Raw genomic sequence first — 26880 nt, 5'->3', positions numbered from 1 at the left:
CAAGAAAGTCCTCTACGGTGGCCTCGTACGACGACCGGCAGACAATGCGGCTGCGGTTGCGCCCGGTGCCCCAGGTCCAAGGCCGCCACCGCAGGACGACGACACCGGCTGGCGGCGATCTGTCTGTGTGTCACCCTCGCGGCCCTGTGCGAGACCGCCGCTATCCTGCTCTTCGGCGAACTCACCGACCACGCCTTGCGGACAGGCTCGTTGGGCGCTTTCTGGGAGCCCGCGGGAAAGTGGCTGGGCGTGGCGGTGGTCGGGGCCGCGGTCGGTTACCTCGGCAACTCCCTCGCCGTATGGACCGCCGAGCGATTCGTCATGCGGCTGCGCGCCCATGTCTTCGGACATGTCCAGGATCTTCCGCCCGACTTCTTTCAACGGCATCGCCAGGGCGATCTGGTCGAGCGGCTCACGGGAGACGTTGAGGCCATTGAGGAGATGGTCGTCTCGGGGGTCGTCGGCACCATTTCGTCCGTCTGCAATGTCGTACTGTTCTCGGCCGCCGCTCTCTGGCTGTGCTGGGACCTGGCGCTCGCCACCTTTGTCCTCGTACCTGTGCTGTGGCTGACCGTGAGGAGGTTCTCCGGGCCGCTGAAGTCCGTCGCCCGCGAGGAGCGCGCCGCCGACGGGGCGATCACGTCCGTCGTCGAGGAGGCGCTGGGGAACGTCGTCCTGACCCAGGCCTACAACCGGAAGGCGGCCGAGGAGAATCGGCTCCGCCGGGAGACCCGGGCGTGGCCGCGGGCGTCCGTGAGCGGAGCGCGCATGAGCGAGCTCTACGAGCAGTTGGTGGAGGTCATCGAGACGCTGTGCGTGCTCGGCGTCATCGGACTGGGCGCGTGGGAGATCTCCCAGGACCGTATGACGCTCGGTCAACTCCTGTCGTTCTCGGCGTTCTTGGGCTACCTCTATCCACCGCTCCGCGGTCTCGGCCAGCTCGGACTGACCGTCACCGCCGCCACCGCGGGTGCCGAACGGCTCCTTGAGATCCTCGACTCCGAACCCGCCGTCGCCGACCCGCCACCGCACCGGACCGTCCCGGCGTGGCCGGTCCACCGCACGCTGCAACTGGAACGGGTGGGCTTCCGCTATCCCGGACAGGACGCGGCGACCCTCAGTGAGGTGTCGCCGACCGCCCGGCCCGGCGAGTTCGTCGTGGTCACCGGTCCCAGCGGCGCCGGCAAGTCGACGATCGCAAAGCTGCTCCTGCGCTTCTACGACCCGACCGAGGGACGCGTCCTCCTCGACGGCGTCCCCGTGCACGAGGACGCGCTGTCCTTCCTGCGTGAACAGGTCACGCTGTTGCCGCAGCAGACCCTGATCCTGCACGACACGATCCGCGAGAACATCGCCTCCGGCCGCCCCGGATCCACCGGCCAGGACATCGAACAGGCGGCGCGGGCCGCGGCTGCCCACGACTTCATCACCGCCCTGCCGGAGAGCTACGAGACACGGATCGACCCGCACACCGCCCAACTGTCGGGCGGCCAGCTCCAACGCGTCGAGATCGCCCGGGCGATGCTGCGCGACGCCCCGGTCCTGATCCTCGACGAGCCCACCACCGGGCTGGACGCTCTGGCCGCGCGGCGGATCATCGGGCCACTGCGCCGCCTGATGTCGGGCCGAACCACCTTGATGATCACCCATGATCTGCGACTCGCTCCGGAGGCGGACCGCATCGTCGTGCTCGACCGGGGGAGGATCTCGGAATCCGGCACCCATCACGAACTCCTCGCCCTGTGTGGGGTCTACGCGGAACTACTGGGCGCATCGCGAGGTGTCCGGTTCGGCAAGACCGAGCCGGGGCACTGAGGCAAGATCCCGGCTCCCCGGACGTGCTACTGGAGACTCCAGCGGTGCGGGTGCGCGGGATCGGCCGGGCAGGTGAAGACGTTGAGTTCGCCGTCGCGACCCACGTGGATCTGCGTGGGTTTGGCGAACGGGTGTGGGCGCAGGCCGCGTTCTTCGAGCGGCCGCCAACTGCCGCTGCCACCGTCCCACTCGGAGGTGTCGATGGTCAGCAGCAGTTCCATGGGAGTTGCGCAGGCCAGGCAGTCCATCGGGTACGGATCGGTCGTGTGCCAGGACGCGAATCCGCCGACGTGCCAGCCGGGTGGGATGGAGAGGTCGTACTGGTATCCGACAGGCTCGGGGTGTTCTTCGTCCTCGGACTGTTCGGCGGCTGCCTCCAGGGCTTCCTCCCAGCCGTCGATCCGGGCGCACAGCTCTTGGGGGAGAAGCCCGGCGAAGGGGTAGGTGACGACCTGCTCGGGGTGCAGTTCGCAGGGGTCGGGAACGTAGCCGTCGTAGCCGACCACCTGCGGCTGTGGGGGAGAGGTGAGCACCTCACCGACCTTCGTGGATCTGCGCCAGCGCAGGTGCAGCACCATGTCGAAGCTGCCCGTGCCGTGTATGTCGAAGGGGCACCAGAAGACCTGGAGCAGGTCGCAGCCGGCCGGGCCCGGCGGCAGGTCGGGGACATCCCGTCGGTACAACTGGGCGACCCCGATCATCGGCAGCGGATCCGACGCGTCTGCCTCCGGGATGCGGTGGTCGCGGTCCAACTCCTCCAGGAATCGCTGTTGTTCCTGGGTGAACCCGGTGAACTGCTCGTCGGCCCACGCGGCCGCCAGCATCTCGCGCTCCCGGCGGATGTCCGCGATCCGACGGCCATGTGCACGGGCGTGGGACTCCTCGCACACCGGCCACGGCTCGTCGGCCGGCCACAGCATCGGCCCGCCCACGGAACTGGCGGACACGTCCGGTTTCCCCGGCCGCGGGTGCAGCCGGGTGGTCGTACCTCGATACGCGGTCAGTTCCGGGAAGAGCGCCTCGACATCGAGCGGGCGCGGTGGCGTGGTCCTCGTCATGGACGGGACCTTAAGCTCCCGGCGGTGTCGGTGTTCAGGCATCCCCTCGGTTGCGCGATCGTCTGTCGATGGTGTTCTCCGCGCCAGGCTCCGCTACGAGTTCTTCGCCACCCGTGCCCGATGCGCCGCGACCGTCGTCCGGCTCGCGCAGGCGTTGGAGCAGAACCTGCGTGTCCGGTTCCGTGACTGGTCCACGAAGTAGTTCTGGCACCCGGCTGCCGCGCAGCGTCCCAGTGTCACCGTCGGGTCCCCGGCCGCGACCAGGGCGAGCTGGGCGGCGATCAGTTGGCCTGCCCAGCGCTCGGCCGGGGTGCCGTTGCGGCTGAAGTGGATGTGCCAGCCGCCGAGGCCGTCATGGTCGGACAGGTGCATCTCCGGCGGATAGTCGCGCAGCAGGCGGTGCACGGCGTCGGGGGCAGCGCCGTCGACCGACTGCGCCAGGGCCGTGCGCACGAGGTCCGGCAGCTCGCCGTAGTCGCCGTCCGGCGGCGGAGTGACCTCGTGCTCCGCGAAGAACGTGGCGGCCAGGTCCCCGTGCTGGTCGAGGGTTCCGGTATTGGCCAGCTCCACGGCCAACCGCACCACGTTGCCAACGTAGTCACCGTATTGCACTTGACCACCTACATCGTCGCTTCCTAATGTAGGCGTCATGGTAGCTGATGACACCTACGTGGCCCGCCGTCTGTACCTGCTCGGGGAGTGGGACGCCGCGCTCGCCGCCCTGAGCCCGGACGCCGAGCCCGAGCTGCGCGCGGAGATCGCCGTCGACCGCTGGTTCTTCCGGATCGAGGGGCATGAGGAGGCCGAGAAGGCGGTCGAGGCGCTCGACCCCGCGTCGCCGACCCGACACCTGCTCACCGGGCGGCTGGCCTACAGCCGCCTGCTGTTCCGGCGCGACCCCCGCCCCGACGACCGAGCCGTGGCCGAGGCCGGTTATCGCGCGGCGGTCAAGAGCGGCGACGAGAAGACGCGCGCCTGGGCCGAGTTCCACTGGGCGGTCCTGCTGGACAACATCGACGAGGACCGGGCCGGCGCCCTCCCGCTCTACGAGACGTCTCTCGACGTCGCGAGGAAGACCGGTGACGGCTACCTCGAGTCCTACGTCATCCGGCACCTCGCGGTGCACAAGGAGCCCGCCGAGCGGACGGCGATGCTGCGCCGCTCACTTCACCTGCGCGGCGCGCTCGGTGCCCGGCCCCAGACACTCGCCGCGCAGGCCCTTCTCGCCGCCAACCTCCCCGAGGACGACCCCGAACGCGCCGAGCTCCTGCGGGTGTTCCGGCCGGGTGCGGAGGAACTGCGGATCGGCTGGCTCCTGCGCGAGGCCTGATCCGCCGCACGCCATTCCTCTTACGGTCCCGTCCGCCCGCTCTGCACCGAAAGCGTCGCCATCAGCCCGCCGCCGGGCGCGTCGCCCAACGAGAGTGCGCCGCCGTGGAGTTCGGCCTGCTGCTGCACCAGGGCCAGGCCAAGGCCGGAGCCGTGACTGTGGGGATGGGGCCCGCGGGCGAACCGTGCCTTGACGGCCTCACGTCGGTCGGCGGGAATGCCGGGGCCGTTGTCGGAGACGGTGATGTGCGCGGAGCCGGCGTCCCAGGTGAGGGAGACATGGACCTGGCCGTGCGGCACGCGTCCGTGAAGGGCGGCGTTGTTGAGGAGGTTGTCCACGGCCAGCCGCAGTCCGGCGGGCCAGCCCTCCACATGGGGAGCCGGTTCCGAGGCGGCGATGTGAAGGGCGTAGGCCGTGCCCGGGTGGCGGTTACGGGCGTGCCGTACCGCCTCGTCCAGCAGTGCGGGGAGATCCACCGCGGCCCGCGGTGGAAGCGCGTGGGCGTCACCGCGGGCGAGGATCTGCAGGCCCTCCAGCAGGGCGGTGATCCGGCGGTGCTCGACGGTCATGGCGTCGAGGGCCTCCTGGCGCTGGGCGGCGGGGAGTCGGGGGTTGCGTTGGAGTGTCTCCAGGTTCATCCCGAGCGTGGTCAGCGGGGTGCGCAGCTCGTGACCGGCGTCCGCGGTGAAGCGGCGGGTGGCCTGCATGCTGGTCTGGAGCTGGCCCAGCATGCGGTTGAGGGAGGCGGACAGGTCGGCCACCTCCTGGGGCCGTCTGACCTGGGGGAGCAGCCGGGAGGTGTCCGTGGGGCGGATGCGCTGGGCACCGGTGCGCAGTCGCTGGAGCGGTTGCAGGATCACGCGGGTGATCAGCCAGACGCCACCGCCCGCGACCAGGGTGGCCAGGGCGGCCACGCCGGCGACGATGCGCGTGTTGTCGGCGAGCCGCTGCTCGATCGGGTCCAGGTCCTGGAGCACCTGGATGTGCGCGTCGTCGGTGCCGTCGCCGGTCGTGTCGACCGGCTCCACCAGGGAGCGCCAGGACTGGCCGCCGACTTGCACGGTGCTCAGGCCGTCGGCGACAGGGACGGGGATGTCCACGCCGGGCTGGTCGCCCCGAGAGTCGATGATCTTGCCGCCGGAGATCAGGCGGACCAGCGACTGGCTGCCGGCCAGCAGCCCGCCGTAGTCGTCGCCTCCCGCGCCGTCCCCTTGGGAGAGCAGCTTGTACGCGTCTCCCTGGGCCTTCTCCGCGCGCACGGTCAGCTGCCGGTCGACGTCGGTGCGATCGCGGTGGTCGATCCGGTCGACGATGATCAGACCGGCCAGGGCGACCACCACCACGACCAGGAGCGCGACGCTCGCGGTGATCTGTGAGCGCAGGCTGCGCGGGAAGGGGAGCCTCATGGCCGCAGCGCGAATCCGACGCCGCGCACCGTCCGCAGGATCCGCTGCTCGCCGCCGGCCTCCAGCTTCTTGCGCAGATAGCCGACGAACACGTCGACCACGTTGGTGTCCACGTCCCAGGTGTAACCCCACACCTGCTCCAGCAGTTGGGTCCGGCTCAACACCTGTCCGGGCCGCTGGGCCAGCGCCATCAGGAGGTCGAACTCCCTCGTGGTCAGCCCCAGTTCGCGCCCGGCGCGAGTGGCCTCGCGGCGGACGGGCTCGATGGCGAGGTCACCCAGGACGAGCGGACGTTCGCTGCTGGTCTCGTGGAGGCGGACCAGCGCGTGCAACCGCGCGGCGAGCTCCACCACCGAGAACGGCTTGACCACGTAGTCGTCGGCGCCGGCCGCCAGTCCCGCGACCCGGTCGTCGACCTCGTCGCGGGCCGAGAGCATGCACACCGGGATGGTCCGCCCCTGCTGCCGCAACCGGCGTACCAACTCGACCCCGCCCAGGCCGGGCATGACCACGTCGAGCAGGACCACCGAGGGCAGCTGATCGGCGACCGCCTCCAGCGCGGACTCGCCCTTGCCGGCCTCCCGGACGTCGAAGCCCTCGACGGACAGCCCGAGCCGCAGGGCCTGGCGGACGCCCTGGTCGTCGTCCACCACCAGGACTTCAGGCCTGCGCCGCGCCATCGACATCACGCTCTCTCACCTCTGTGCCGGGGCGAAGATCGGGCCGCCACCTGAGTCCAGTATGTCCGGACGATTCACAAGACAGATTAAGAGCGGAACTCGCAGGTCACCGGCTTTGCCTGCCTGGCGCGGCGGCCGTGCGGGGGAGGGGGCTCAGGCAGGAGCGGCGCCGGCGCATCGGAACGTGTGGCGCCCCGAGCCGATCTCGAACGGGGCACTGCCGTCGGGAAGGTGCACCTCGGCCCGGACGCCCGGGGGAACCAAGGTCTCCACGACGAGGGTGTCCGCCTCGGCGCCCTCGATGCGCCAACCCGCCTCGGCCCTGCCGTACGGAGTGTCGTGGGCCGCCCTCGCCCAGGTCAGATCGCCACCCGGGACCGGGGCGACGCGCAACCGTCGCCAGCCGGGTTCGGCGGCGGCGAGACCAGCGACCGTACGGTGCAGCCAGTCGGCCACGGCACCGAGCGCGTAGTGGTTGAAGGAGGTCATCTCGCCAGGGTTGACGGTGCCGTCGGGCAGCATCGAGTCCCAGCGCTCCCAGACGGTGGTGGCGCCCATGGTCACCGGGTACAGCCACGACGGGCAGTCCTTCTCCAGAAGCATCCGGTAGGCGAGTTGTGGTTCGCCCGCCGCGCACAGCGCGTCGCAGATCAGCGGCGTGCCCGTGAAGCCGGTGGCTATACGGAAGGACGCGCGACGCACGATCTGCGCCAACCGCTCGGCCGCGCCCCGACGTTGACGCTCCGTGGGCAGCAACGAGAAGGCGATCGCCAGGGCGTACGCGGTCTGACTGTCCGAGGACAGCAGGCCGTCCGGCGTGACGAAGTGGTCGGCGAATCGCTCGCGTACCGCCTGTGCGTGCGCACGGAAGCGGACGGCATCCCCCTTCCCGTCCAAGTGCCCGTCGGCGTCGAGAAGTTCGGCGACCTCGGCGAGCACCTCCGCGGAGCGGATCACATACGCGTTGGCGACGAGGTCGCCGTCGGTGCGCGCGTCGCCCGGACGGTCCGGCGGGGCCTGCGGGTCCAGCCAGTCGCCGAGTTGGAAGTCCTGCCGCCACAGCCCGTCGCCCTCGGCGGTGAGCCGGATCGTGGCCTCACCCCAGGCCCGCATGCTCGGGTACTGGGTGCGCAGCACCTCCAGATCCCCGAAGCGCTGGTACAGGGTCCAGGGCAGGAGCACCGCGACATCGGCCCACACGGCCTGCGCCCCTACGCTCTGGAAGGTGTTCGGGGGCAGCACATCGGGGACGACCAGAGGCGGCACGCCGTCCGGTCGCTCCAACTGCTCCGCCGACAGGTCGCGCAGCCAGCCGGTCAGCATGCCGGAGCAGTCGTGGAGGAAGGATGCGGTGGGCGCGAAGACCTGGATGTCACCGGTCCAGCCCATGCGCTCGTCGCGCTGCGGACAGTCCGTGGGGACGTCGAGGAAGTTGCCGCGCATGCTCTGTACGACGTTCTCGTGCAGTTGGCCGACCAGCGGGTCGGAGCACTCGAACCAGCCGGTACGGGCCATGTCCGTATGCAGCACGACCGCTTCGACGTCGGCGGGGTCGAGCGGGCCGGGCCAGTTCCCGATCTCGGCGTATCTGAAGCCGTGGAAGGTGAAGTGCGGTTCGTAGGTCTCGACGCCTGTGCCCGTCCCCGGGCCTTTCCCGGTCTTCGCGCCTTCCAATACCTCCACGCCTTCCCCTGCCTCCGCACCTTCGCCGCGCAGGACATAGGTGTCCGTGGCGGCGGCGAACCGCAGTGGGCGGGTGCTCAGTTCTCCGTCCTCCAGCACCTCGGCATGGCGCAGGGTGACCTCATGGCCGGCGGGGCCGGAGACGCGGATGCGCAGTCGGCCGACGAGGTTCTGTCCGAAGTCCAGGACGGTCCTCCCGGAGGGTGTCGTGATGACGGAGACCGGGGCGACGGTCTGGGTGCGTCGCACGGGAGGACCTGTCGGCGCCACCAACTCGGCTTGCGGGAAGGATAGTTCGCGCACGAGTGCCCAGTCCGACGTGTCGTGTCCCGGCGTCGACCATCCCGGCCGCTCCCGCCGCGCGTCGTAGACCTCGCCGTCGTAGATCTCCGAACGCAGCACGGGACTCGTGGTCGTGCGCCAGTGTTCGTCGGAGCGGACGGTCTCCGTCGTGCCGTCGGCGTACACGATCTCCAACTGGGCCAGCAACGCGCGGTGTTCGCCGTAGATGTTGCGGCTGCCGCCGTGGAAGCCCAGACGTCCCGTGTACCAACCCTCACCGAGCAGCGCTCCGATGGTGTTGTCGCCGGTGCGGAGCAGGGGGGTGACGTCGAAGGTCTGGTAGCGCAGGCGGTGTCGGTAGGAGGTCCAGCCGGGGGCCAGGACGTGGTCGCCGACGGGCTCGCCGTTGATCTCGGCGGTGTAGACGCCGTACGCGGTGATGTAGAGCCGGGCCGAGGTGACGGAACCGGTGAGGGCGAAGTCGTGGCGGAGCAGGGTGACGGGCAGCGGTTCCTCGGTGGGGGACTGGTCCGGGGTGACGGGGCGGGCAGTCCAGTCGGCCGGGTCCAGGAGGCCGGTTTCGGCGTACGAGGTCACCGACCAGGATGATGGATCGGCTTCCCCCTCGCCCCACACGCGTGCGCGTACGCCGACTCGTTCGCGGGAGCCGAGGCGCCGGGCGGGCCAGGGGACGAGGACGGATTCGGCGGACTCCACGCGGCCGGTGTCGGTGAGCACCGTGCCGTCGGCGGTGGTGACCTCCACCTGGTGGGCGGCTTGTCGCCAGTCCTCGGTGTCGGTGAACGTGCGCCAGCTCAGGCGGGGAGCGGGCTCGCCGATGCCCAGGGGTTCGCGGTGGTGCTCGAAGGTGGGTGGTGTCACGTGCACGGCGATCAACTCCCTTTCGGGTCATGGCAGATGTACACCCTCGGGGCTCCGCCTTCGTCGGGTACGGGCTCCTCTGCGGTGGCGCGTACACCCTCGCGGACGGTCTTGCCGGTCCGGGGGTCCACCACCCGGTAGGGGAGCGGGACGTTCACCGGATCGGTGATGAACAAGGGGCCGCCCTCCTCCGCGTAGCCGAGGTACAGCATGCCGGGGACGGACAGGCCCCGGGGAGACAGGGCCGAGTGCCAGTCGGGCCGCATGTCCGTCAGCGGCAGGCCCTCCAGGATCCGGGACACGAGCCCGACATGGCCAGAGCCCTCGAAGTCGAGTGCTTCCCGCCAGCCGGCCCCCTCTGCCAGGAAGAACTCCTCGTGCCCGGGTTCGGCGGCGTGCAGGCGCCACTGCCACAGGCTCGCCGCGCCGTACACCACGCCCATCGTGCCGCCGGCGCACAGGTTGCTCCAGGCCTCGTGTCCCTGCCACCAGCCCGCGGCGCGGCCCGGACGCCCGGTGTTTTCGTAGGTGGGCTCGCCGTTGGCGACCGCCTTGGCAGGGGTGTTGCGCCACATGTCCGCGACGCGCTCCTGGACGTGTCCGCCCATGTGGCCGGTCTGGCACCACTGGAAGTGCAGCCAACTCTCGCTCTGGTGGGCGCTGTTGTCGGCGTGCGGGCGGTAGTGGATGCCGCAGGGCTGGCCGTAGCCGTCCCAGCGGCCGACCTCCGCGCCACCCGCCGCGATCTGCGGTTCGTGACCCTCACCGTCGGCACCGACGAGGTAGACGGTGGGGGCGGCGCCGTAACGGGCCACCAGGTAACGGCAGTAGCGCGCGTACTCCTGCGGTGGGATCACAGGACCCGCTACCCGCAGGCCCTTCCAGCCGAACCCGTGGAAGAGCGGCTGGAGTACGGGGACGATCCCGTGCTCGCGCAGGATGCCGATCAGCCGGTCCAGGTACTGGAAGTACGCCGGGTTGAGCACGTTGACGTGCCCGGTAGGAAGGTCCTCGAAGCCGACGTCGAAGCCCTCGTCGGCGGTGCGGTCGCGCGGGCCGCGTGCGTCCATGTCGGGCTGGACGCTCATCAGCAGGGCCGCGTTGAATCCCTTGGCCCGCCGGTCGGCCGCGTAGTGCGCGACCTGCTCCTCGGTGGCCCGCCAGGGCAGGGCCCAGGCGGTGTCGCCGACGAGCAGCGCGGGCGTTCCGTCTGCGTGGACCAGGCTGCGTCCGCCGGGAGACATCCGCCAGAAGCCGTGCCGGTGGAAGGCGTTGCCGTCGTCCGGGGCGGGGCGGACGACGAGTGCTCCGCTCTGCCCCGAGAGTCCTTCGTCCGCTACTGAACTCCCGCTGTGCCACGTCCAGTTGCCCTCCGTCTCCGGGGAGGCGAAACGGACCTTCCAGTCCCGGCCGCCGTCCCAGAAGGCCGGGCGGCGCAGGACCGTCCCGGACTCGTGCGTGAACTCGGCCCATACGTCCACGTCGGTGTACGGGTTGGCGTAGTCGCGAGCGCCGCTCAGGGTGAACTCGGTCTGCCGCCAGGGGGCGGTGACCGTTTCCACTCGTGGAGCGGTCATGAGCGGTTGACGGCGATGTCGGTGGTGAGAGGAAGGTTCGTCGACGACGGGCCCGCCTCCAACGTGAAGGTTCCCAACTCGACCGCCCAAGCGCCCGCTTCGGTGTCCCAGTGCTGGAACGCGCGGGCGTCCACGGTGACCGTCGCGACGGCCTCCTCGCCGGCCCCCGCCTCGACCACGGCGAACCCGGCGAGCCAGCGGACCGGGCGCTCGACAGCGCCGCCAGGGCGGCTCGCGTACACCTGCACGACCTCCTTGCCGTGCCGGGCGCCGCTGTTGCGTATCCGTATCTCCGCCGTGAAGTCGAACTCGGTCGGCACCGTGTCAGGCACATCGATCGAGACGTACTCCCAGGCGGTGTACCCGAGTCCGTGACCGAAGGCGTACCGGGGCTGCTGCCATCCGGCACGCCCGTCACCCCGGTAGCCGATGAACAGCCCCTCGTCGTAGGCGAGGACGCCGTCGATCGGCTCGGTCGAGGGCAGCCCTCGCTCGGACGCCGGCCAAGCCGTGGGCAGCCGTCCACCGGGCTCCCTCATCCCCAGCAGTACATCGGCGAGCGCGTTGCCGAACTCCTGCCCGGGGAACCAGGCCAGCAGCACCGCCGCCACGTCGTCGGCCCACGGAAGCAGCACCGGAGCACCGGAGTTGACCACCACGACGGTACGGGGGTTGGCCTCGGCGACGCGGCGGACGAGTTCGTCCTGGCGGCCGGGCAGGGTCAGGCCGGTACGGTCGAAGCCCTCGCTCTCGACCTCCTCCGTGGTGCCCACCACGACCAGGGCGACCTCGGCGGCGCGGGCGAGTGCCACGGCCCGCTCGATCTCCTCGTCGTCACTGCCGTGCGGCGGCTGGAGGTTGAGCTGGAACATGGTGACCGCGTCGCCGATGGAGTCCCCCGAGGAGACGGAGTCGACGTCGTGCGTGAGGACGACCTCGGTCTCCTCGTTCGCGGCCAGATCGACGGTGTGGAGGTGCTGGGGCGGAGTCATCAGCCCCTCCACCAGGTCGGCGCCCGGCGGGAGTTGAAGCCGTACGTCGAACACCTCGGCCCCCGCGACGGCCAACCGGAAACGCCCGATGCCGGAACCGCCGATCGCGTACTGGCCGGCGCTCGCCGCACGGACCACGGTGTGCACCTCCACGCGGGCGACCTGACCGGTGGGCACACCGGGCCCGTAGGACCCCATCCAGGTGTAGGCGCCCCCGGCGCGACGCTCGGAGCCGAGCAGGGTGCCGTCCGCGGACAGGAACCGCACTTCCACGCCCTCGCCGGAACCGTCGGGGTGGCGAAGGTAGGACAGCGCCGCCACGGGCGTGCGGTTCTGCGGCGTGACGCCGATTCCGTGGGTGACCTCGACGTCCTCGCCCAGGGCGGCGCGGATGCCGTCGAGCGGGGAGACGGTGTAGGGCGGGAAGACGGTGGCGCTGCCGCCGCCGAGGGTCCGGGCCACGGCGGCGTTGGGGCCCAGGACGGCGACCCTCTTCAACACCGCGCGGTCCAGGGGCAGTACGGCGTCCTCGTTGCGCGCCAGCACGAACCCGGCGGCGGCGGTCTCGCGCAGTCGGGCCGCGACCGACACGGCGTCGTAGTGCGCCGGCCGAACCGCTTCAGGCAGGTCGTCCAACGCGCCGACCCGGGCGGCGAGCCTCAGCAGCCGCAGCACCTTGTCGTCGACGACCGCCTCGTCGACCTTGCCCTTCCGCACGGCGGCGACCAACGCGTCGCCCCACGGGCCGATCGGGCCGGGCATCACCAGATCGAGCGCGGCGCGCGCGGACGGCTCGGTGGTGCGCACGGCGAACCAGTCCGACATCACGAGTCCGTCGAACCCCCAGCCCTCGTGCAGCACTTCACGCAGCAGCGGACTCTCGGTCATCGTGTGCCCGTTGACCCCGTTGTAGGCGGCCATGACCGCCCAGACCCCGCCCTCGCCGACGATCCGCTCGAACGGCGCCAAGTACAGCTCGCGCAGGGCGCGTTCGCCGATCCGCGCGTCGAGTGTCATGCGCTGGGTCTCGGAGTCGTTGCCGACGAAGTGCTTCACGGTGGCCGCCACGCCACCGCCCTGAACCCCTCGGACGTACGCGACCCCGATGCGGGCCGTGAGCAGCGGGTCCTCGCTGAAGCACTCGAAGTGCCGCCCGCCGTAAGGGGTTCGGTGCAGGTTCACGGTGGGGGCCAGGAGGACGTCCACGCCCTTGCCGCGCGCTTCGTGGGCGAGCAGCTCGCCGAGCTGTTCTACCAGCGGTTCGTCCCAGGTGGCGGCCAGCGCCGTGGGCGAGGGCACGTTGGCGGAGGGGCTGCGCTCGTCCCACAGTTCGCCGCGGACTCCGGCCGGTCCGTCCGAGACGACCAGTCTGCGCAGGCCGACGGCGGGTTCGGGGTGCAGGGACCAGAAGTCCGCGCCGGTGAGCAGCCGCACCTTCTGCTCCAGGGTGAGCGCGCCGAGGCGCCGGGCGAGGTCGGCTTCGTCAGTCGCGGACGGGGCGTCGGTGGTGGGCTGCCGGGTCACGGGGTCCTCCTCGGTGAAGTGTGGTCGGTGGGGGCGTCGCCCGTGCTCTCGATGAGGACCCGGACGTCCCAGGGGCCGAGCGGGAGGGCGTCTCCGGCGGTGAGGCGTGCGCCGGTGAACAGGTCCCGGACTTCTTCCGGCAGCCGGTAATCGACCGGATCCCAGGCCCAGTTGTGGACGAAGCGCAGGACGGTGCCGTTGGCGGTGGTGGCCGACGTGCAGGTGACGGATGCCGGTCTGTCCGCGCGCCAGGCGTCGGCCGGAAGGGAGACCGAGGCGACCCAGTCCGCGAGGCTGTGCGCGAGTTCGCGGTCCGGGACGGTGCCTATGTACGTCACGCGGCCGGCGCCGTGTTCGTGGGTGGTGACGGCCGCGAACTGACCCAGGTGCGGATGGTTGTATCCAGCGAGGACGGTCGCACCCTCCGGGATCAGCCCGTCGGCCCATGCCGTGGCATGCCCGTGCAGAGTGGGGCCGTTCGCCGTCCCGGCCCCCTCGGTGATCGTGACCGGCGCCAGCACATTGGTGAACTCCTGGTAGGACGCGCCCGCCGCGGGGCGCAGTACTCCGGGCATGACCGTATGCCGGGCGACGGCCTCCTCGTCGGCGTAGCCGGTGCGGGGCGTGAGGAGGAGATGGCCGCCGGCTTCCGCGTACCGGCGCAGCAGATCAAGTGTCGCGTCGTCCGCGATGTACAGCGCCGGGACCACCAGTACTGGCCACCTGTCCACCAACGCCTCCGGACTGGGCGGAAGTTGCTCCGGGGAAACGATGTCGACGGACAGTCCGGCGTCGAACAGCCCCCGGTAGGAGGCAGCGACGATGCGGTCATAGGACTGCGGATCACCGAACCAGGCAGGGGCGTTCCCCCTGAGCGGCCCCATGAATTCCATCGCCCAACGGCTGTCGGCGGACAGCAGCATCGCCACGTCGCTGCGGGGCCGCAGTCCCTCGATCGCACTGCCGGCCTGCCGGAACTCCCCGGCGATCTCCGAGAGTTCCTCGTACGTCCGGCCCGGCTCCAGGCTGTGCCCGAGGATGCCGCCCCAGTAGGTCTCTGCGCCGTAGTGCAGGGAGTGCCAGTGCCAGTACTCGATCATCCTGGCGCCGCGCGCGACCATGCTCCACACGGCCTGGCGGGCCTGGCCCCGGTAGAGAGGGAAGTTGTCCGCGGAGCCGCCGATGGAGGTGGCGTTGGTCTCCATGACGAGGAAGGGTTCCTGGCGGATGCCGCGTGCCATGTCGTTCTGGAGGTAGAGCCAGGCGGGTCCCGACCAGGAGACGAAGAACGGGTACAGCCCGCCGTCCGGCTCGTCGGAGCCCGGCAGCGCCAGCCCCTCCTGGGTGGCGTAGTAGATGTTCGCCCCGGGGACGTCCAGTGGCCGGCCGATGGCCGAGATGTCCAGGCCCTGCTGACCGAGGGCGACACAGGTGGTGACGAAGTGGTGCTCCGGGACCAGGCCGCGGACCAACTCGGCGTGCCAGGTGATGTATTCCTGCGTCAGCCGCGACTGGTAGCGGCGCCAGGCGAGGTCGTACGACGGGGTGGAGTTCCCGTCCGGGGTCCACAGGTCCGCCCAGTCCTGGAGTCGATGGGACCAATAGGTCAGCCCCCAGCGGCGGTTGAGCGTCTCGACGTCGCCGTAGCGTTCGCGGAGGTGGTCGAGGAAGCCCTGGAACACCGAGTCGTTGTGGAAGAGCCGCAGGCCGGGCTCGTTGTCGACCTGCCAGCCGATGACCGCCGGGTGGTCGGCGTAACGCCCGACGATCCTGCGGACCAGCCGCTCGGCGAGATGGCGGAAGGCGGGATGCGAGTAGTCCGCGTCCTGCCGCATGCCGTACGGGATGGGCTCCCCGGTGCGTGAACGGGCCGCCGTCTCGGGGTACTTGCGGCGCAGCCACGGCGGGACGGCGTAGGTCGGGGTGCCCACGATCGCCTTGATGCCCCGGTCGTGGGCGGCGTCGAGCACCGGTTGCAGCCAGTCGAGGTCGAAGTGGCCCTCGCGGGGTTCCCAGGTCGACCAGACCGACTCGCCGACCCGGATCACGCTGAACCCGGCCTCGGCCATCAGATCGAGGTCCTGCGCGAGTCGCTCGTACGGCTGGTACTCGGTGTAGTACGCGGCTCCGAAGAGCATGCGTGAGGAGGAAGTGCCCATACGGTACTGGTGACTTTCTCTCGGTGGTGCGGAGACGGTCCTGTGCGCGGCGCCGAGCTGATCCGCCGGACAGGTCCTAGTCCTCGCCCCGGTAGCTGAACTGCTCGAAGGCGACCGAGCCTTCGGCGGCGTACATACCGACGACCCGGCCAGTGAAGGACGCCGCGGTCTCCGCGGAGACATAGCGGCCGTCGAGCGCCGTGAGTTCGACCGGTCCGGTGCCGGAATCGACGGACAGCCGCACCACGTCCGGACCGAGGGCATCCAGGTCCATGCCGCTTACCTGCTCGGTCTCGATCCGCAGGGTCACTTCCCCTGCGGGGACCGGCTGTTCCCAGGTCTGGCGGACTCCGCCCACCCGGGCGCGGGCACGGGCGACACCGGCGCCCACCTCGATGTCGTAGTGATGACGCTCGTCGATCCGCAGGCTCAGCCCGCCGACCCCACCGGCGCTGTCCACCCGTACGGAGAAGGCGGCCGACCGATGCTGCTGACGGCGGCCGACGAACCGTGGCCGAGGGTCGTCCATGGTGGAGCCGTCGGCATGCACGACGAGGCGCCCCGGACGCTCGGTGAGCGAGGACCAGTCGGCGGCCGGCGTCCGTATCGAGAGCCATTCCGGGCCGAGTTCGGCGCCGGTGAAGTCCTCGTGCCGCTCAACCGGTCCGGTGGGCGTGGTGAGGTGGACCGGCTGCACGACCGGCCAGCCGTCGACCCATTCCAGCGAGGTGCTGAACGTCTCCCGGCCCATGGGGGAGAAGGCCCTGGTCAGGCCACCGGGCCGCATACCCAGCAGGATCAGTGCCCAGCCGCCGTCGGGAGTGCTGACGAGATCGGCGTGCCCGGTGTTCTGGACCGGGCGGTCGGTGCTGCGGGCGCTGAGCACCGGGTTGGCCGGGCAGCCCTCGAAGGGACCGTCGGGACGGGTGCCGCGGGCGATGCTCACGGCGTGCCCGCGCTCGGTGCCGCCCTCGGCGATCAGGAGGTACCAGGTGCCGTCGATCTCGTAGAGGTGCGGCGCCTCGGGGAACATCAGGCCCGTGCCCGACCACAACGACCTTGGCTCTTCCAGGGCTTGGCCGGTGTCGAGGTCCATGCGGACCTGCTGGACGCCCAGATGCTCGCCGGCGCGGTCGCCGTCGAGTTGCAGGCCCGAGTAGGTGACGAAGCAAGTCCCGTCGGAGTCCCAGGCGAGGTCCGGGTCGATGCCGGTCATCCCCTGCATGACGACACCGTCGGACCAGGGGCCCTCGGCCCGGTCGGCGGTGAAGATCAGGCTGCCGCGCCCCATCGCATCGGTCACCACCAGCCAGAAGCGGCCGTCGTGGAATCGGATGGTGGGCGCCCACGCTCCGCCGAGCGTGGGCACCTTCTCCACCGCCAACTGCCCGGGTCGGGTCACGACGTTGCCGATCTGCTTCCACTGCACCAGGTCGCGGCTGTGGAACAGCGGTATGCCGGGGAGGTACTCGAAGCTGGAACACGCGAGGTAGTAGTCGTCGCCGACACGGGTGACGCTGGGGTCCGGGTGGAAGCCGGGGACGGTGGGGTTGGGCAGGGTCATGCTCGTTCTCCCGACGTCGAGGCGGTGACGGAGGTGTGCGCGGAGGTGTCGGCCGCCATGGCCGCCGCCAGCCTTTGCCGCTCGGCCCGGCGTTCCGCCTGCCGCCCCGGATCCGGTACGGGCGCGGCGAGCAACAGCCGTTGGGTGTAAGGGTGTTGAGGTGTGGTGGTGACGGTCGCGGCGTCCCCGGTCTCGACGATCTCTCCGTCGGACATGACCGCCACCCGGTGGCTGATGTGCCGGACGACGGACAGGTCGTGCGTGACGAAGAGGTAGGCGACGCCGGTGCGTTCCTGGATCTCGACGAACAGGTCCAGCACCCGGGCCTGGGTCGACAGATCCAGTGCGCTGACCGGCTCGTCGCAGACGATGACCTTCGGGTCCCGGGACAACGCCCGGGCGATGGCGATGCGTTGCCGCTGGCCGCCGGAGAACTCCCGGGGCAGCCGCTCCCCGGCGTCGGCGGGCAACCGGACCTGGTCGAGGAGGTCCCTCACCCGCTTCTCGGCCTCCGCCCGGGAGGTACCCGCGACCCGCAGCGGCTCGCTGAGGATGTCGGTGACCGTCATCGCCGGATTGAGCGAGGTGTACGGGTCCTGGAACACCACCTGGATGTCGTCGCTGAGCGCGCGACGCTCCTTCGCACCCAGGCCCGAGATGACCTCACCGCGGTAGCGGACGGTGCCGGAGGCGACCGGGACCAGGCCGAGGACGGCCCGTCCCAGCGTGGTCTTGCCCGAACCCGACTCACCGACGAGGCCGAGCGTCTCGCCCGCGCCGATGGTGATCGACACCCCCTTCAGCACCCGGAACGGCGGCTTGCGCCAGCCCTTGGCCGGGTACTCCACGACCACGTCCTCGGCCACCAGCAGGGGTTCCGCAGGGAGTTCCTTCTTCGGTGTCCCGTTCATGGTCCCGGTCATGCCGGACCCTCCTGACGTCCGGTGTTCGTGATCCCCGCGACGATCGCCGGCACGGTGCGACCCGGACCCAGGGCGGACCGTGGCTCCGCGTCCTCCAACGTGGACGCCAGGAGCATGCGGGTGTACGGGTGTTGGGGATCGGCGAACAACTGCCGTACGGGAGCGGACTCCACCACCGTCCCGGTCTGCATCACCGTCACGCGGTCACAGATATCGGCCACTACGCCGAAGTCGTGGGTCACCAGGATCACGCCCATGTTCCGCTCACTCTGAAGGGACCGGATCAGATCGAGCACCTCGGCCTGCACGGTCACGTCGAGGGCGGTGGTCGGCTCGTCGGCGATCAGGAGATCCGGTTCGCAGGACACCGCGCCCGCGATGAGCACGCGCTGCGCCATACCGCCGGAGATCTGGTGCGGATAGGAGGCGAAGACCCGTTCCGGGTCGGTGATTCCGACCCGCTCCAGCAGGCCCAGTGTCTTCGCCTTCGCCTCGGCCGCCGACACCCCCAGGTGTCGACGCACCGGTTCGACCAGTTGGGCGCCGATCCGGAACGAAGGGTCGAGGTTGGACATCGGTTCCTGCGGCACGTAGGCGATCCGGCGACCGCGGTAGCGGTTCACCTCCGCGCGGCCGTGGCCTCCCAACTCCTTGCCGTCGAAGACCAGTCGGGCGGTGGAGACCCGTGCCTCCCGGGGCAGCAGGCCGAGGACGGCGAAGGCGGTCTGGCTCTTGCCCGAGCCCGATTCCCCTACGAGTCCGAGGACTTCACCCCGACGCACCGTCAGGGAGACGCCGTCGACAACGGCCTTCTCTCCCTCGGCCGTCGGATAGGAGACAGTGAGGCCTTCGAGCACGAGCAAGGCGTCGTCCGTGTCCGTCGATTCGGAACCCGTGGCCGGCGACTTCGCCTTCGCGACCTGCCGGCGGGCCACCGCGCGGCGCGCCTTCCGCCCGCCGACCGCGCTCCCGTCCAGCGCGTCCCGCACGGCGTTGCCCAGCAGACCGAACGCCGCGACGGTCACCGCGAGCGCCACTCCGGGCCAGACCAGCAGGACCGGCTTGGTGTAGATGTTGGCGAAGGCGTCGTTGAGCATGGAGCCCCAGCTCGCCTGGGTCGCCGAGCCCAGACCGAGGAACTCCAGGCCGGACTGGATGACGATGCCGAGACCGAGCATCTGGGCGGCCTGGATGATGGTCGGCGCCTGCACGACGGGCAGGATGTGCCGGCGGATGATCCGGGGGTCCGTCAGACCGGACACCCGCGCCGCGTCCACGTACAGCTCCTCGCGTACGGAGATCACGGAGGCGCGGATGAGCCGGAAGACCCCCGGCGACATCAGCACGCCGAAGACCGCCATGGCGAGGTAGGTGTTCTGCCCCACCGCGGACATCACGACGAGCAGCACGATGATCGCCGGTACGGCCATCAGCAGGTTGGACACCCAACTGCTCACGGCGTCGAACCACTTGCGGTAGTACCCGGCCACCAGACCGGTGGGAACACCGATCGCCAGCGCGACGGCCACCGCGAGCAGGGCGCCGAGCAGGCTGGTCCGCCCGCCGTAGAGCAGCCGGGCCAGGACGTCACGGCCCACGCCGTCACCGCCGAGCGGATGCTTCCCGCTCATGGGCGCCAGGCTGTCGGTCAGCGAGGTGTGCGCCGGGTCCTGGCTGGTCAGGAGCGGAGCAAACAGGCTGGCCAGCGCGATGAGCGCGAGGAGCACCAGGCAGGTCACGGCCATCGGGCTGCGCAGGAGCCGGCGCAGGAGTCCCGCCCGCCCCGGCGTGGCGACCGCGATCGTGTGTGCCGCTTGTTCGGGCTGAGGGAGTGTCATCCGACACGCACCTTCGGGTTGAGCCATCCGTACGCGAGGTCCATCAGGATGTTCACCACCACCACGAGGGCGACCATCACCACGACGACGCCCATGACCACCGGGGTGTCGCCCTGGGATCCGGCGGTGGTCGCCTGGCTGCCGATGCCGTTGAGGCCGAAGACCTTCTCGACGACCACCGCGCCGCCGACCAGGCCGATGAACTGCAGGGCCAGCACGGTCAGCGCGGCCGGCGCCGCGTTGCGCAGGGCATGGCGGAACAGCAGACTGCGCTCGCTGATGCCGCGGCTGCGGAGGGTGCGTATGTAGTCGGCGCGCAGTACGTCGACCATGGAGCCGCGCACCTGCTGGGCGGTGGCGGCGATCGCTCCGACGGCGAGCGACAGCGCCGGGAGGGTGATCGACCGGAGCCAGCCGCCCGCCGAGTCCGCGAACGGCACGTAGCCGGTCGCGGGCAGCCAGCCCAGGTTGACGCCCACCACGACGGCGAGCATCAGGGCGACCAGGAAGCTGGGCACGGCGAACCCGAGGACCGCGAGCAGCTGCACCACGTGGTCCAGGGCGCCCCGGCGCACGGCGGCGGCCACTCCCAGCACCGTGCTCAGTACCGCCGACAGCAGCAGCGCCGCCAGCACGATCGACAGCGTCACCGGCAGCTTGTTCTCCAGCGAACTCGTCACGGACTCACCGCTGAACCACGAGCTGCCGAGGTTGCCGTGCAGCGCGTCCCCGAGCCAGTGGCCGTAGCGGACCACGAAGGGCTCGTCGAGGCCGAGTTCGGCGGACTTGGCCGACACCTGCTGCTGGGTGGCCGTCTGTCCTACGATCTGGCGCACCGGATCTGAGCCCGTGAGGCCCATCAGCGCGAAGGTCATGGTCGCGATCACCAGGACCAGGACCAGCCCGGCGGCGACGCGCCGGACCAAGAACACAATCATCGGTCTCTCCACCTTGCCTTTCTCCGACTTGCCCTACTCAGACCGGTGTTGATCGGTGGCCGGGTCAGCCGACGGGCTTGAAGTTGTAGATCGGCGGAACGGCGGCGAACGTCTGCGGGGTGAAGGTGATCCCCTTGGTCGTCGCGTAGGTGTTCTCCACGGAGTCCCAGGGCGCGTTCCACGCCTGGTCGACGAGGTAGGTGTTGAGCTCCTTGAACAGCGCGTCCTGGGCGGCGCCGGTCGCCGAACGGGCCCTGGTGATCAGGTCGGTGACCTTGGCGTCCTCGGTGTGCAGCGGATTCCACAGAGCGCTCTTGGCCACCTCGATCTGGATGGTGTCCCACGGGCGGAAGGAGGCCAGCGTCATGTACGACAGCGGGTACTTGCCCGCGAGAAGGGCGCTGATGAACTGCGAGACCGGGATCTTGTCGACCTTGACCTTGATCCCGATGTCCTCCAACTGCTGCACCATGGCCGCCTGTTGGTCCGGGAAGACCGACGACACATCGGGGACGGTGACCGAGAAGCCGTTCGGGTAACCCGCCTCGGCCAACAGCTGCTTGGCCTTCTTCGGGTCGTAGGAGTACGTGGAGTTCAGCGACTCGTCGAAGGCCGAGCCCGCCGGGTTGAAGATCTGGGTCGTCGCCTTGCCCAGCCCCTGCTTCGCCGTCTTGACGATCGTGGAACGGTCGAAGGCGTAGTTGATGGCCTGGCGCACCCGGACGTCACCGAGCGCCTTGACGATCTTTCCGGCCCGGTCCCAGATGTAGACGCCCTCGACGTCACCGGAGGTGAACTTGGTGACGGTCAGCCCGCTGCTCTTGGCCGGCGCGATGTTCTTGGCGCTCGCCAGCAGCGCGCCGTTGACCTGCCCCGAACGCAGCGCGTTGAGCACGGCGGTCGGGTCGGTGAGCGGCTTGAGGACGATCTTGTCGAAGGGGAAGGCGGCCTTGTTCCAGTACCCCGGATTGCGGACGAAGGTGTACGTGCTGCCCGCCGTGGTCGCGGACTTGTCCAGGGTGTAGGGACCGGAGCCCACCGGGTCGTTCTTGATCGTCCCCGCGGTGATGGCCTTGGGGCTGGCGATCATGCCGGCCACGTTGCCGAGGTTCGGCACCAGGGAGGGGTCGGGGGCCGAGAGCTTGATCGCGACCGTCGTGGCGTTGACGACGTCGACACCGCTGATGCTCGTGAGCTGGCCCGCGGCCTCGCTGGTGCCTCCCTTGGTGTGCAGCAGATTGGCCTTGACCGCCGCCGCGTCCAGGGCGGTGCCGTCGGTGAACTTGACGCCGCTGCGCAGGGTCAGCGTGAGTACCGTACGAGCCGCGTCGTACGACCACTTGGTCGCCAGGTTGGGCTCGACCTCGGCTGTCGGGGAGAGCCGGAACAGCGAGTCGTATACGGGCTGATAGTACTGCGCGTTGTTGCCGAGCCCGGCGTCGGCCAGGTCCCAGGGCTGCGCCGCGACCAGCGGGGCCAGGGTGAGGGTGCCGCCGGTGGCCGTCTTGCCCGAACCGGAACTCGATCCCGAGCCGCACGCGGCCGCGGACAACATCAGGACAGTCGATACGGCCGTCAGCGCGATTCTTCTCATGGGTACTCCGCTGGTGAGTTGATGACCGGGCGGCATCGGACGTCGAGCCGCCCTTGAGGGCCTCGGAGGTATGGGAGAACCAGGTCCTGACGCGGCTTCGACCGCTCTTGGCAGTCAGCCGACCCTGGCCGAAAGGGGTGTGGTCGCCACCGTTTTCGGTGGTCGAGAACCAGCCACTGATACGTACAAGTGAAACGTATGCGTAACGTAAGCCCAGCCCGTGGCGGGCCACAAGACCCGTGCATCAGTGATTTCCGGAAAGCCGGAATTCGGGGGAGAGGGGCGTGCTGGCACGCCTGGCTCTGGCCTGCCTGGTCTTGGCACGCCTGAAGGACGCGAAGGGCTTGAAGTGGGCGAAGGGCTTGAAGGGCGCCCCCGACCGGGGCCGGCCGGCGTCAGGCCGATTCGCGCACGACCAGGCTCAGCGGTGTCACCTGGGGCTGCGTCGGCAGCGAGCGGCCGGTCACGCCGTTGACGATCATCCGGGCCGCGCGGCCCACGACGATGTCGAGGTTGTTGTCGATCGTCGTCAGCGGCGGCATCGCGAAGGGCGCGAGCTTGTCGTTGTCGACACCGATCACCGCGAGGTCGCCGGGGGCGGTCAGGCCCACCCTGCGCATGCCCGCGAGGAGGGCGAACGCCGTCTCGTCGTTGTAGGCGCACACTCCCGTGACCGCCGGGACGGCCGAGTGCCAGTGCTCGGCCGCGGCGGCCGCTGCCGAGATGTCGAGGGGCACTTCGAGCACGACGGGGGGTTCGAGACCGAGTTCCGCGCAGGCGGCACGGGCACCGTCGAGCCGGAGGGTCAGGAAGTCCCGCAGCCGGGAGTCCCCGGGAGCGGCGTAACCGATACGCGTGTGCCCCGTCGCCGCCAGCCGCTCGACCTGCATCGTGCCGATGAGGCGCTGGGGGACGGTCAGGACACCCGGGTTGTCCGTCGGGCTCATGCCTGCGCTGACCACGTGGATGCCGGCCGCCCGCATGCTGGCCACGTCCTCGTCGGGGACGTCGAAGGCCGTCATGACGGCCGCCGGTGCGAGTTCCCGCCACAGCGATTCGAGGGGGGCGTGCCGTTCGCGCCGGGTGACGAGATTGAGGCCGTGGCGCTCCAGCTCGTCGCCGAGCAACTCGACCAGGGCCGTCAGGGTGCCGCCGACGGGAACGTCCGGAAGGAACATCAGCACCAGGTCGCTGCGGCCCAGGCGGAGCGCGCGGGCGGCGGCCGACGGTTTGTAGCCCAGCTTCGCGACCGCGTCCAGCACCTTGCGACGGGTCTGCTCTGAGATCTTCTGGTGCGGCACGTCGTTCAGCACATAGCTGACCGTCGTCTGCGAGACCCCTGCCTCCTTGGCGACGTCGGTCGCCGTCACGCGGCCGGTCCTGCCCGCCATGGGAGCCTCCTGGAACATCTCGGACATGTCGGTACGACGTGTCCGACCGAGTGGTGTGCGTCACTGAATCGTAACAGTGACCATAGAGCGTGTCCGAGGAGTCGGACACCCCGTCGGCGCGATCCGCTCGATCCGCCGTGTTGTGGGGCCGGTCGGGGAGTGGTGGGATGGATGCGCTCGCGCGTCGGAACGCGCGCGACAGGGAGGTGACCCGCAGGCGACACATGCCGGGTGTGATGTCACGCTCCGTGGGTTCCGACCGTGCGGGCGTGCTCTCCGGCGAGGCCCGCCCCCTCACCCCTCCTGCTCGACTTCTGTTCGACGCGCACGATCGGCCCACGGCTGATCCACTGCTGCGGGGGTGGTCGTACGCGACTTCCGGGGAGACGCATGAGTACCTATCGAGTGGCACAGGTGGCCGCCGCCGGCGGGACCTTCGAGATCACCGAGCGTGACGTACCGAGGCCGGGCCCCCGGCATGTGCGGGTGGCCGTTGAAGCCTGCGGGATCTGCCGCAGCGACACCCTGTTCGTGAACGGCGCCGTGCCCGGCCTGACGTTCCCGGTGGTGGCCGGGCACGAGATCGCCGGCCGCGTCGACGAACTCGGCGAGGGCGCCGACGAGTTCGGCTGGCAGGTGGGCGACCGGGTGACGGTCGGCTGGTTCGGCGGCAGCTGCGGCCACTGCCCCCAGTGCCGGCAGGGCGACTTCATCGTCTGCCGGAACCTCAAGGTCCCGGGCTGGGCGTACGACGGCGGCTTCGGCGAGATGATGATCGCGCCCGTCGACGCCCTGGCCCGGATCCCCGAGGCGCTGTCGGCGGCCGACGCGGGCCCCATGGCCTGCGCGGGCGTGACCACGTACAACGGACTGCGGCGCAGCTCCGCGCGGGCCGGCGATCTGGTCGCCGTGCTGGGGATCGGCGGTCTCGGTCACCTCGGGGTGCGGTTCGCGACGGCCATGGGCTTCGAGACCGTGGCGATCGCCAGGGGAGCCGACAAGGCCGACTTCGCCAAGCAGCTCGGCGCCCACCACTACGTCGACAGTACGGCGGACACGTCCGTCGCCGAGGCGCTTCAGTCCCTCGGCGGAGCCAGGGCGGTACTGGCCACGGCGAGCAACTCCGCCGCCATCAGCTCGACCGTGGACGGGCTGGCGCCGCGCGGTGAACTGATCGTCATCGGAGGGGCGCCCGAGTCGCTGGACATCAATCCGACCCAGTTGCTCATGAGCGCCAAGATCGTGCGCGGCCATCCGTCCGGTACGGCACAGGACGTCCAGGACACCCTGGAGTTCAGCGCCCTGCACGGTATCCGCCCGATGACCGAGACCGTGCCGCTGGACCAGGTCGACCAGGCGTACCGGCGGATGCTCTCGGGCGCCGCCCGCTTCCGGATGGTGCTCACCACCGGGTGAGGCCGCCCACCGGCTCGTTACGGCGGCGAAACAGCGCCGGAGTCACAGGTGAAACAAAGCGGAAGAAGTAATGGTCAAGACTTGTAAATGAACACTTGTGTGCTTTTGTGCGGAGCCCGATCATTGGCCGAATCCCACCCGTGGCACGAGCACGCAGGAGCTCCCGGTGACCGCTGGCCAGACAGTTTTCGACGCGGCCGGCACGCCGGCAGCAGCCCAGACGGAGCGGCAGAAGCTGCGCAAGCACTTCGGCCGCTTCGACATCCTCTTCTTCCTCCTCTGCACCATCGTCGGCGTCGACACCATCGGCACCGTGGCCTCGTCCGGCGCGGAGGCGTTCACCTGGCTCATCGTGCTGGCCGTGGTGTTCTTCGTGCCCTCCGCGCTGCTCATCGCCGAACTCGGGGCCGCCTTCCCGGAGGAGGGCGGCCCCTACATCTGGACCAGCCGCGCCTTCGGCCGCCTCGCGGGCGCCGTCAACAACTTCCTGTACTGGATCACCAACCCGGTCTGGCTCGGCGGCACCCTCGCCGTCTCCGCCGTCACCGCGTACACGACCTTCTTCAACGACGGCAACGACCTGAGCACCCCCGCCTTCTACGCCTTCACCCTCGTGTTCATCTGGGTGGGCGTCCTGGCCGCGATCCTCTCCTTCGACGTCGGCAAGTGGATCCCCACGATCGGTGCCTGGAGCCGCTTCGTCCTGCTCGGCCTGTTCACCCTCACGGTCGTCATCTACGGCATCAAGCACGGCCTGCACGGATTCGGGCTCGGCGACTTCTCCCCGACGTACGCGGGCTTCGTCGGTCTGGTGCCCGTCCTGATGTTCAACTACGTGGGCTTCGAGCTGCCCAACACCGCCGGCGACGAGATGACCGACGCCCAGAAGGACGTGCCCTTCGCCATCTTCCGCAGCGCGGGCCTCTCGGTGCTGCTCTACGCCCTGCCGATCCTCGGCATCCTGCTGGTCCTCCCGGTCAAGGCCATCACCGGCCTCGGCGGTTTCATCGACGCGATCCGCCAGGTCTTCACCGTGTACGGAGGCCACGTCGGCGCCGATGGCACGGCCACGCTCAGCGGGGCGGGCAGCGTGCTCGGGGACCTCGCCGCGGTCATGTTCATCCTCACGGTGCTGTCCTCCGGCGTCACCTGGGTCATGGGTTCCGACCGCGCCCTCGCCGTCTCCGGCTACGACGGCGCCGCGCCCCGCTTCCTCGGCGTCATCTCCAGCCGGTTCGGCACGCCGGTACGGGTCAACATCCTCAGCGGCCTGGTCTCCACCCTCGTCCTGGTCCTCGCCCACCAACTCACCAACGGCAGCGCGGCCAAGCTCTTCGGCGCCGTCCTCGGCCTCGCCGTCTCCACCACCCTCGTCAGCTACCTGGGCATCTTCCCCGCCCTCGCGGTACTGCGCCGCAAAGCCCCGCACGTCCCGCGCCCGTACAAGGCGCCCTTCCCGCGCACCATCAGCGTGGTCCTCACCCTGCTCATCCTGTTCGCGAGCGTGCAGTTGATCGCCCCGGGGCTCGGCGACCACTGGTTCGGCTCCGACTACGCGCCGGACGGCTGGAGTTACGGGGAGCGCTGGAAGTACCTCCTGACGGAGGCCGTCCCGCTCGCCGGGTTCATGCTCCTCGGCGTCCTCTTCTGGGCACTGGGCAGTCCGACGCGCAGGGCGGCCGCCGTGAAGGAGTAGCCGCGACCCCGAAGTGCCTTTACCTCTCCAGCGGTTCACATGGATGAACTCCGCACACGGTGGTGTACACCACTGATGCCGCTGTGCAAAGCTCGGTCAACTGCGTACTCCCGTTGACCAGTTGGAGGTGCG

17 protein-coding genes and 1 pseudogene are annotated in these 26880 nt (G+C 70.1%); 4 read left to right on the top strand and 14 right to left on the bottom strand.

Annotation, left to right across the window (positions count from 1 at the left end):
• Nucleotides 1-87: 87 nt before the first annotated feature.
• Nucleotides 88-1815: pseudogene (locus tag ACIP6U_RS30885) on the top strand (ABC transporter ATP-binding protein); the annotation flags it as partial.
• Nucleotides 1816-1841: 26 nt separating this feature from the next.
• Here the strand turns inward: ACIP6U_RS30885 and ACIP6U_RS30880 are convergent.
• Together ACIP6U_RS30880 and ACIP6U_RS30875 are read right to left on the bottom strand one after the other, a co-directional pair.
• A complete protein-coding gene (locus ACIP6U_RS30880; protein WP_401724522.1) occupies nt 1842-2873 on the bottom strand; it encodes a hypothetical protein in 1032 nt (343 codons plus the stop codon).
• A gap of 93 nt (nt 2874-2966) precedes the next feature.
• Nucleotides 2967-3458, bottom strand: coding sequence for a CGNR zinc finger domain-containing protein (locus ACIP6U_RS30875; RefSeq protein ID WP_401724520.1), 492 nt, complete (start codon nt 3456-3458; stop codon nt 2967-2969).
• A 64-nt stretch (nt 3459-3522) separates the two neighbouring features.
• On the opposite strand from ACIP6U_RS30875, the gene ACIP6U_RS30870 reads away from it, so the two are divergent.
• Nucleotides 3523-4203, top strand: a complete 681-nt coding sequence (locus ACIP6U_RS30870; protein WP_401724518.1) for a hypothetical protein — start codon at nt 3523-3525, stop codon at nt 4201-4203.
• Nucleotides 4204-4223: 20 nt separating this feature from the next.
• On the opposite strand, the gene ACIP6U_RS30865 is transcribed toward ACIP6U_RS30870, so the two are convergent.
• From ACIP6U_RS30865 to ACIP6U_RS30810, 12 genes are all read right to left on the bottom strand, one after another.
• Nucleotides 4224-5609: an ATP-binding protein gene (locus tag ACIP6U_RS30865; RefSeq protein ID WP_401724516.1), complete on the bottom strand. Its 1386-nt coding sequence runs from the start codon at nt 5607-5609 to the stop codon at nt 4224-4226.
• Nucleotides 5606-6295, bottom strand: coding sequence for a response regulator transcription factor (locus tag ACIP6U_RS30860; RefSeq protein WP_401724818.1), 690 nt, complete (start codon nt 6293-6295; stop codon nt 5606-5608). The genes ACIP6U_RS30865 and ACIP6U_RS30860 overlap by 4 nt, the downstream gene beginning before the upstream one ends.
• 147 nt (nt 6296-6442) lie before the next feature.
• On the bottom strand, nt 6443-9142 hold the full coding sequence (locus tag ACIP6U_RS30855) for a family 78 glycoside hydrolase catalytic domain (protein WP_401724513.1): 2700 nt from the start codon (nt 9140-9142) through the stop codon (nt 6443-6445).
• 5 nt (nt 9143-9147) lie between these two features.
• Nucleotides 9148-10713, bottom strand: coding sequence for a DUF4038 domain-containing protein (locus ACIP6U_RS30850; protein ID WP_401724510.1), 1566 nt, complete (start codon nt 10711-10713; stop codon nt 9148-9150).
• Nucleotides 10710-13229: a beta-glucosidase gene (locus ACIP6U_RS30845; RefSeq protein WP_401724507.1), complete on the bottom strand. Its 2520-nt coding sequence runs from the start codon at nt 13227-13229 to the stop codon at nt 10710-10712. Before ACIP6U_RS30845 ends, ACIP6U_RS30850 begins: the two co-directional genes overlap by 4 nt.
• On the bottom strand, nt 13226-15388 hold the full coding sequence (locus ACIP6U_RS30840; RefSeq protein ID WP_401724505.1) for a beta-galactosidase: 2163 nt from the start codon (nt 15386-15388) through the stop codon (nt 13226-13228). The genes ACIP6U_RS30845 and ACIP6U_RS30840 overlap by 4 nt, the downstream gene beginning before the upstream one ends.
• Before the next feature lie 76 nt (nt 15389-15464).
• The gene (locus tag ACIP6U_RS30835; protein WP_401724503.1) at nt 15465-16952 is read right to left on the bottom strand and encodes a glycoside hydrolase family 43 protein; all 1488 of its coding nucleotides are present in this window, start codon (nt 16950-16952) and stop codon (nt 15465-15467) included.
• On the bottom strand, nt 16949-17875 hold the full coding sequence (locus ACIP6U_RS30830) for an ATP-binding cassette domain-containing protein (RefSeq protein ID WP_401724501.1): 927 nt from the start codon (nt 17873-17875) through the stop codon (nt 16949-16951). Before ACIP6U_RS30830 ends, ACIP6U_RS30835 begins: the two co-directional genes overlap by 4 nt.
• Nucleotides 17872-19713, bottom strand: coding sequence for a dipeptide/oligopeptide/nickel ABC transporter permease/ATP-binding protein (locus ACIP6U_RS30825; RefSeq protein WP_401724498.1), 1842 nt, complete (start codon nt 19711-19713; stop codon nt 17872-17874). Before ACIP6U_RS30825 ends, ACIP6U_RS30830 begins: the two co-directional genes overlap by 4 nt.
• Nucleotides 19710-20651, bottom strand: coding sequence for an ABC transporter permease (locus tag ACIP6U_RS30820; RefSeq protein WP_401724495.1), 942 nt, complete (start codon nt 20649-20651; stop codon nt 19710-19712). The genes ACIP6U_RS30825 and ACIP6U_RS30820 overlap by 4 nt, the downstream gene beginning before the upstream one ends.
• 64 nt (nt 20652-20715) lie before the next feature.
• Nucleotides 20716-22245 carry an ABC transporter substrate-binding protein gene (locus ACIP6U_RS30815; RefSeq protein WP_401724492.1) on the bottom strand — a complete coding sequence of 510 codons (1530 nt, stop codon included), beginning with the start codon at nt 22243-22245 and terminating at the stop codon, nt 20716-20718.
• Between the two features lie 395 nt (nt 22246-22640).
• Entirely contained in the window at nt 22641-23636 is a 996-nt protein-coding gene (locus ACIP6U_RS30810; RefSeq protein ID WP_401724490.1) for a LacI family DNA-binding transcriptional regulator, read from the bottom strand.
• Nucleotides 23637-24026: 390 nt separating this feature from the next.
• Here ACIP6U_RS30810 and ACIP6U_RS30805 point away from each other — a divergent pair, with 390 nt between their 5' ends.
• Together ACIP6U_RS30805 and ACIP6U_RS30800 are read left to right on the top strand one after the other, a co-directional pair.
• Nucleotides 24027-25052 carry an alcohol dehydrogenase gene (locus tag ACIP6U_RS30805; RefSeq protein ID WP_401724487.1) on the top strand — a complete coding sequence of 342 codons (1026 nt, stop codon included), beginning with the start codon at nt 24027-24029 and terminating at the stop codon, nt 25050-25052.
• A gap of 166 nt (nt 25053-25218) precedes the next feature.
• A complete protein-coding gene (locus ACIP6U_RS30800) occupies nt 25219-26748 on the top strand; it encodes an APC family permease (RefSeq protein ID WP_401724484.1) in 1530 nt (509 codons plus the stop codon).
• Nucleotides 26749-26880 lie beyond the last annotated feature (132 nt).

It is taken from the genome of Streptomyces sp. NPDC088794, assembly GCF_044750545.1.
GTDB lineage: Bacteria > Actinomycetota > Actinomycetes > Streptomycetales > Streptomycetaceae > Streptomyces.
Note: the sequence above shows the minus strand (reverse complement) of the source record. Positions and strands in the feature narration are given on the sequence as shown.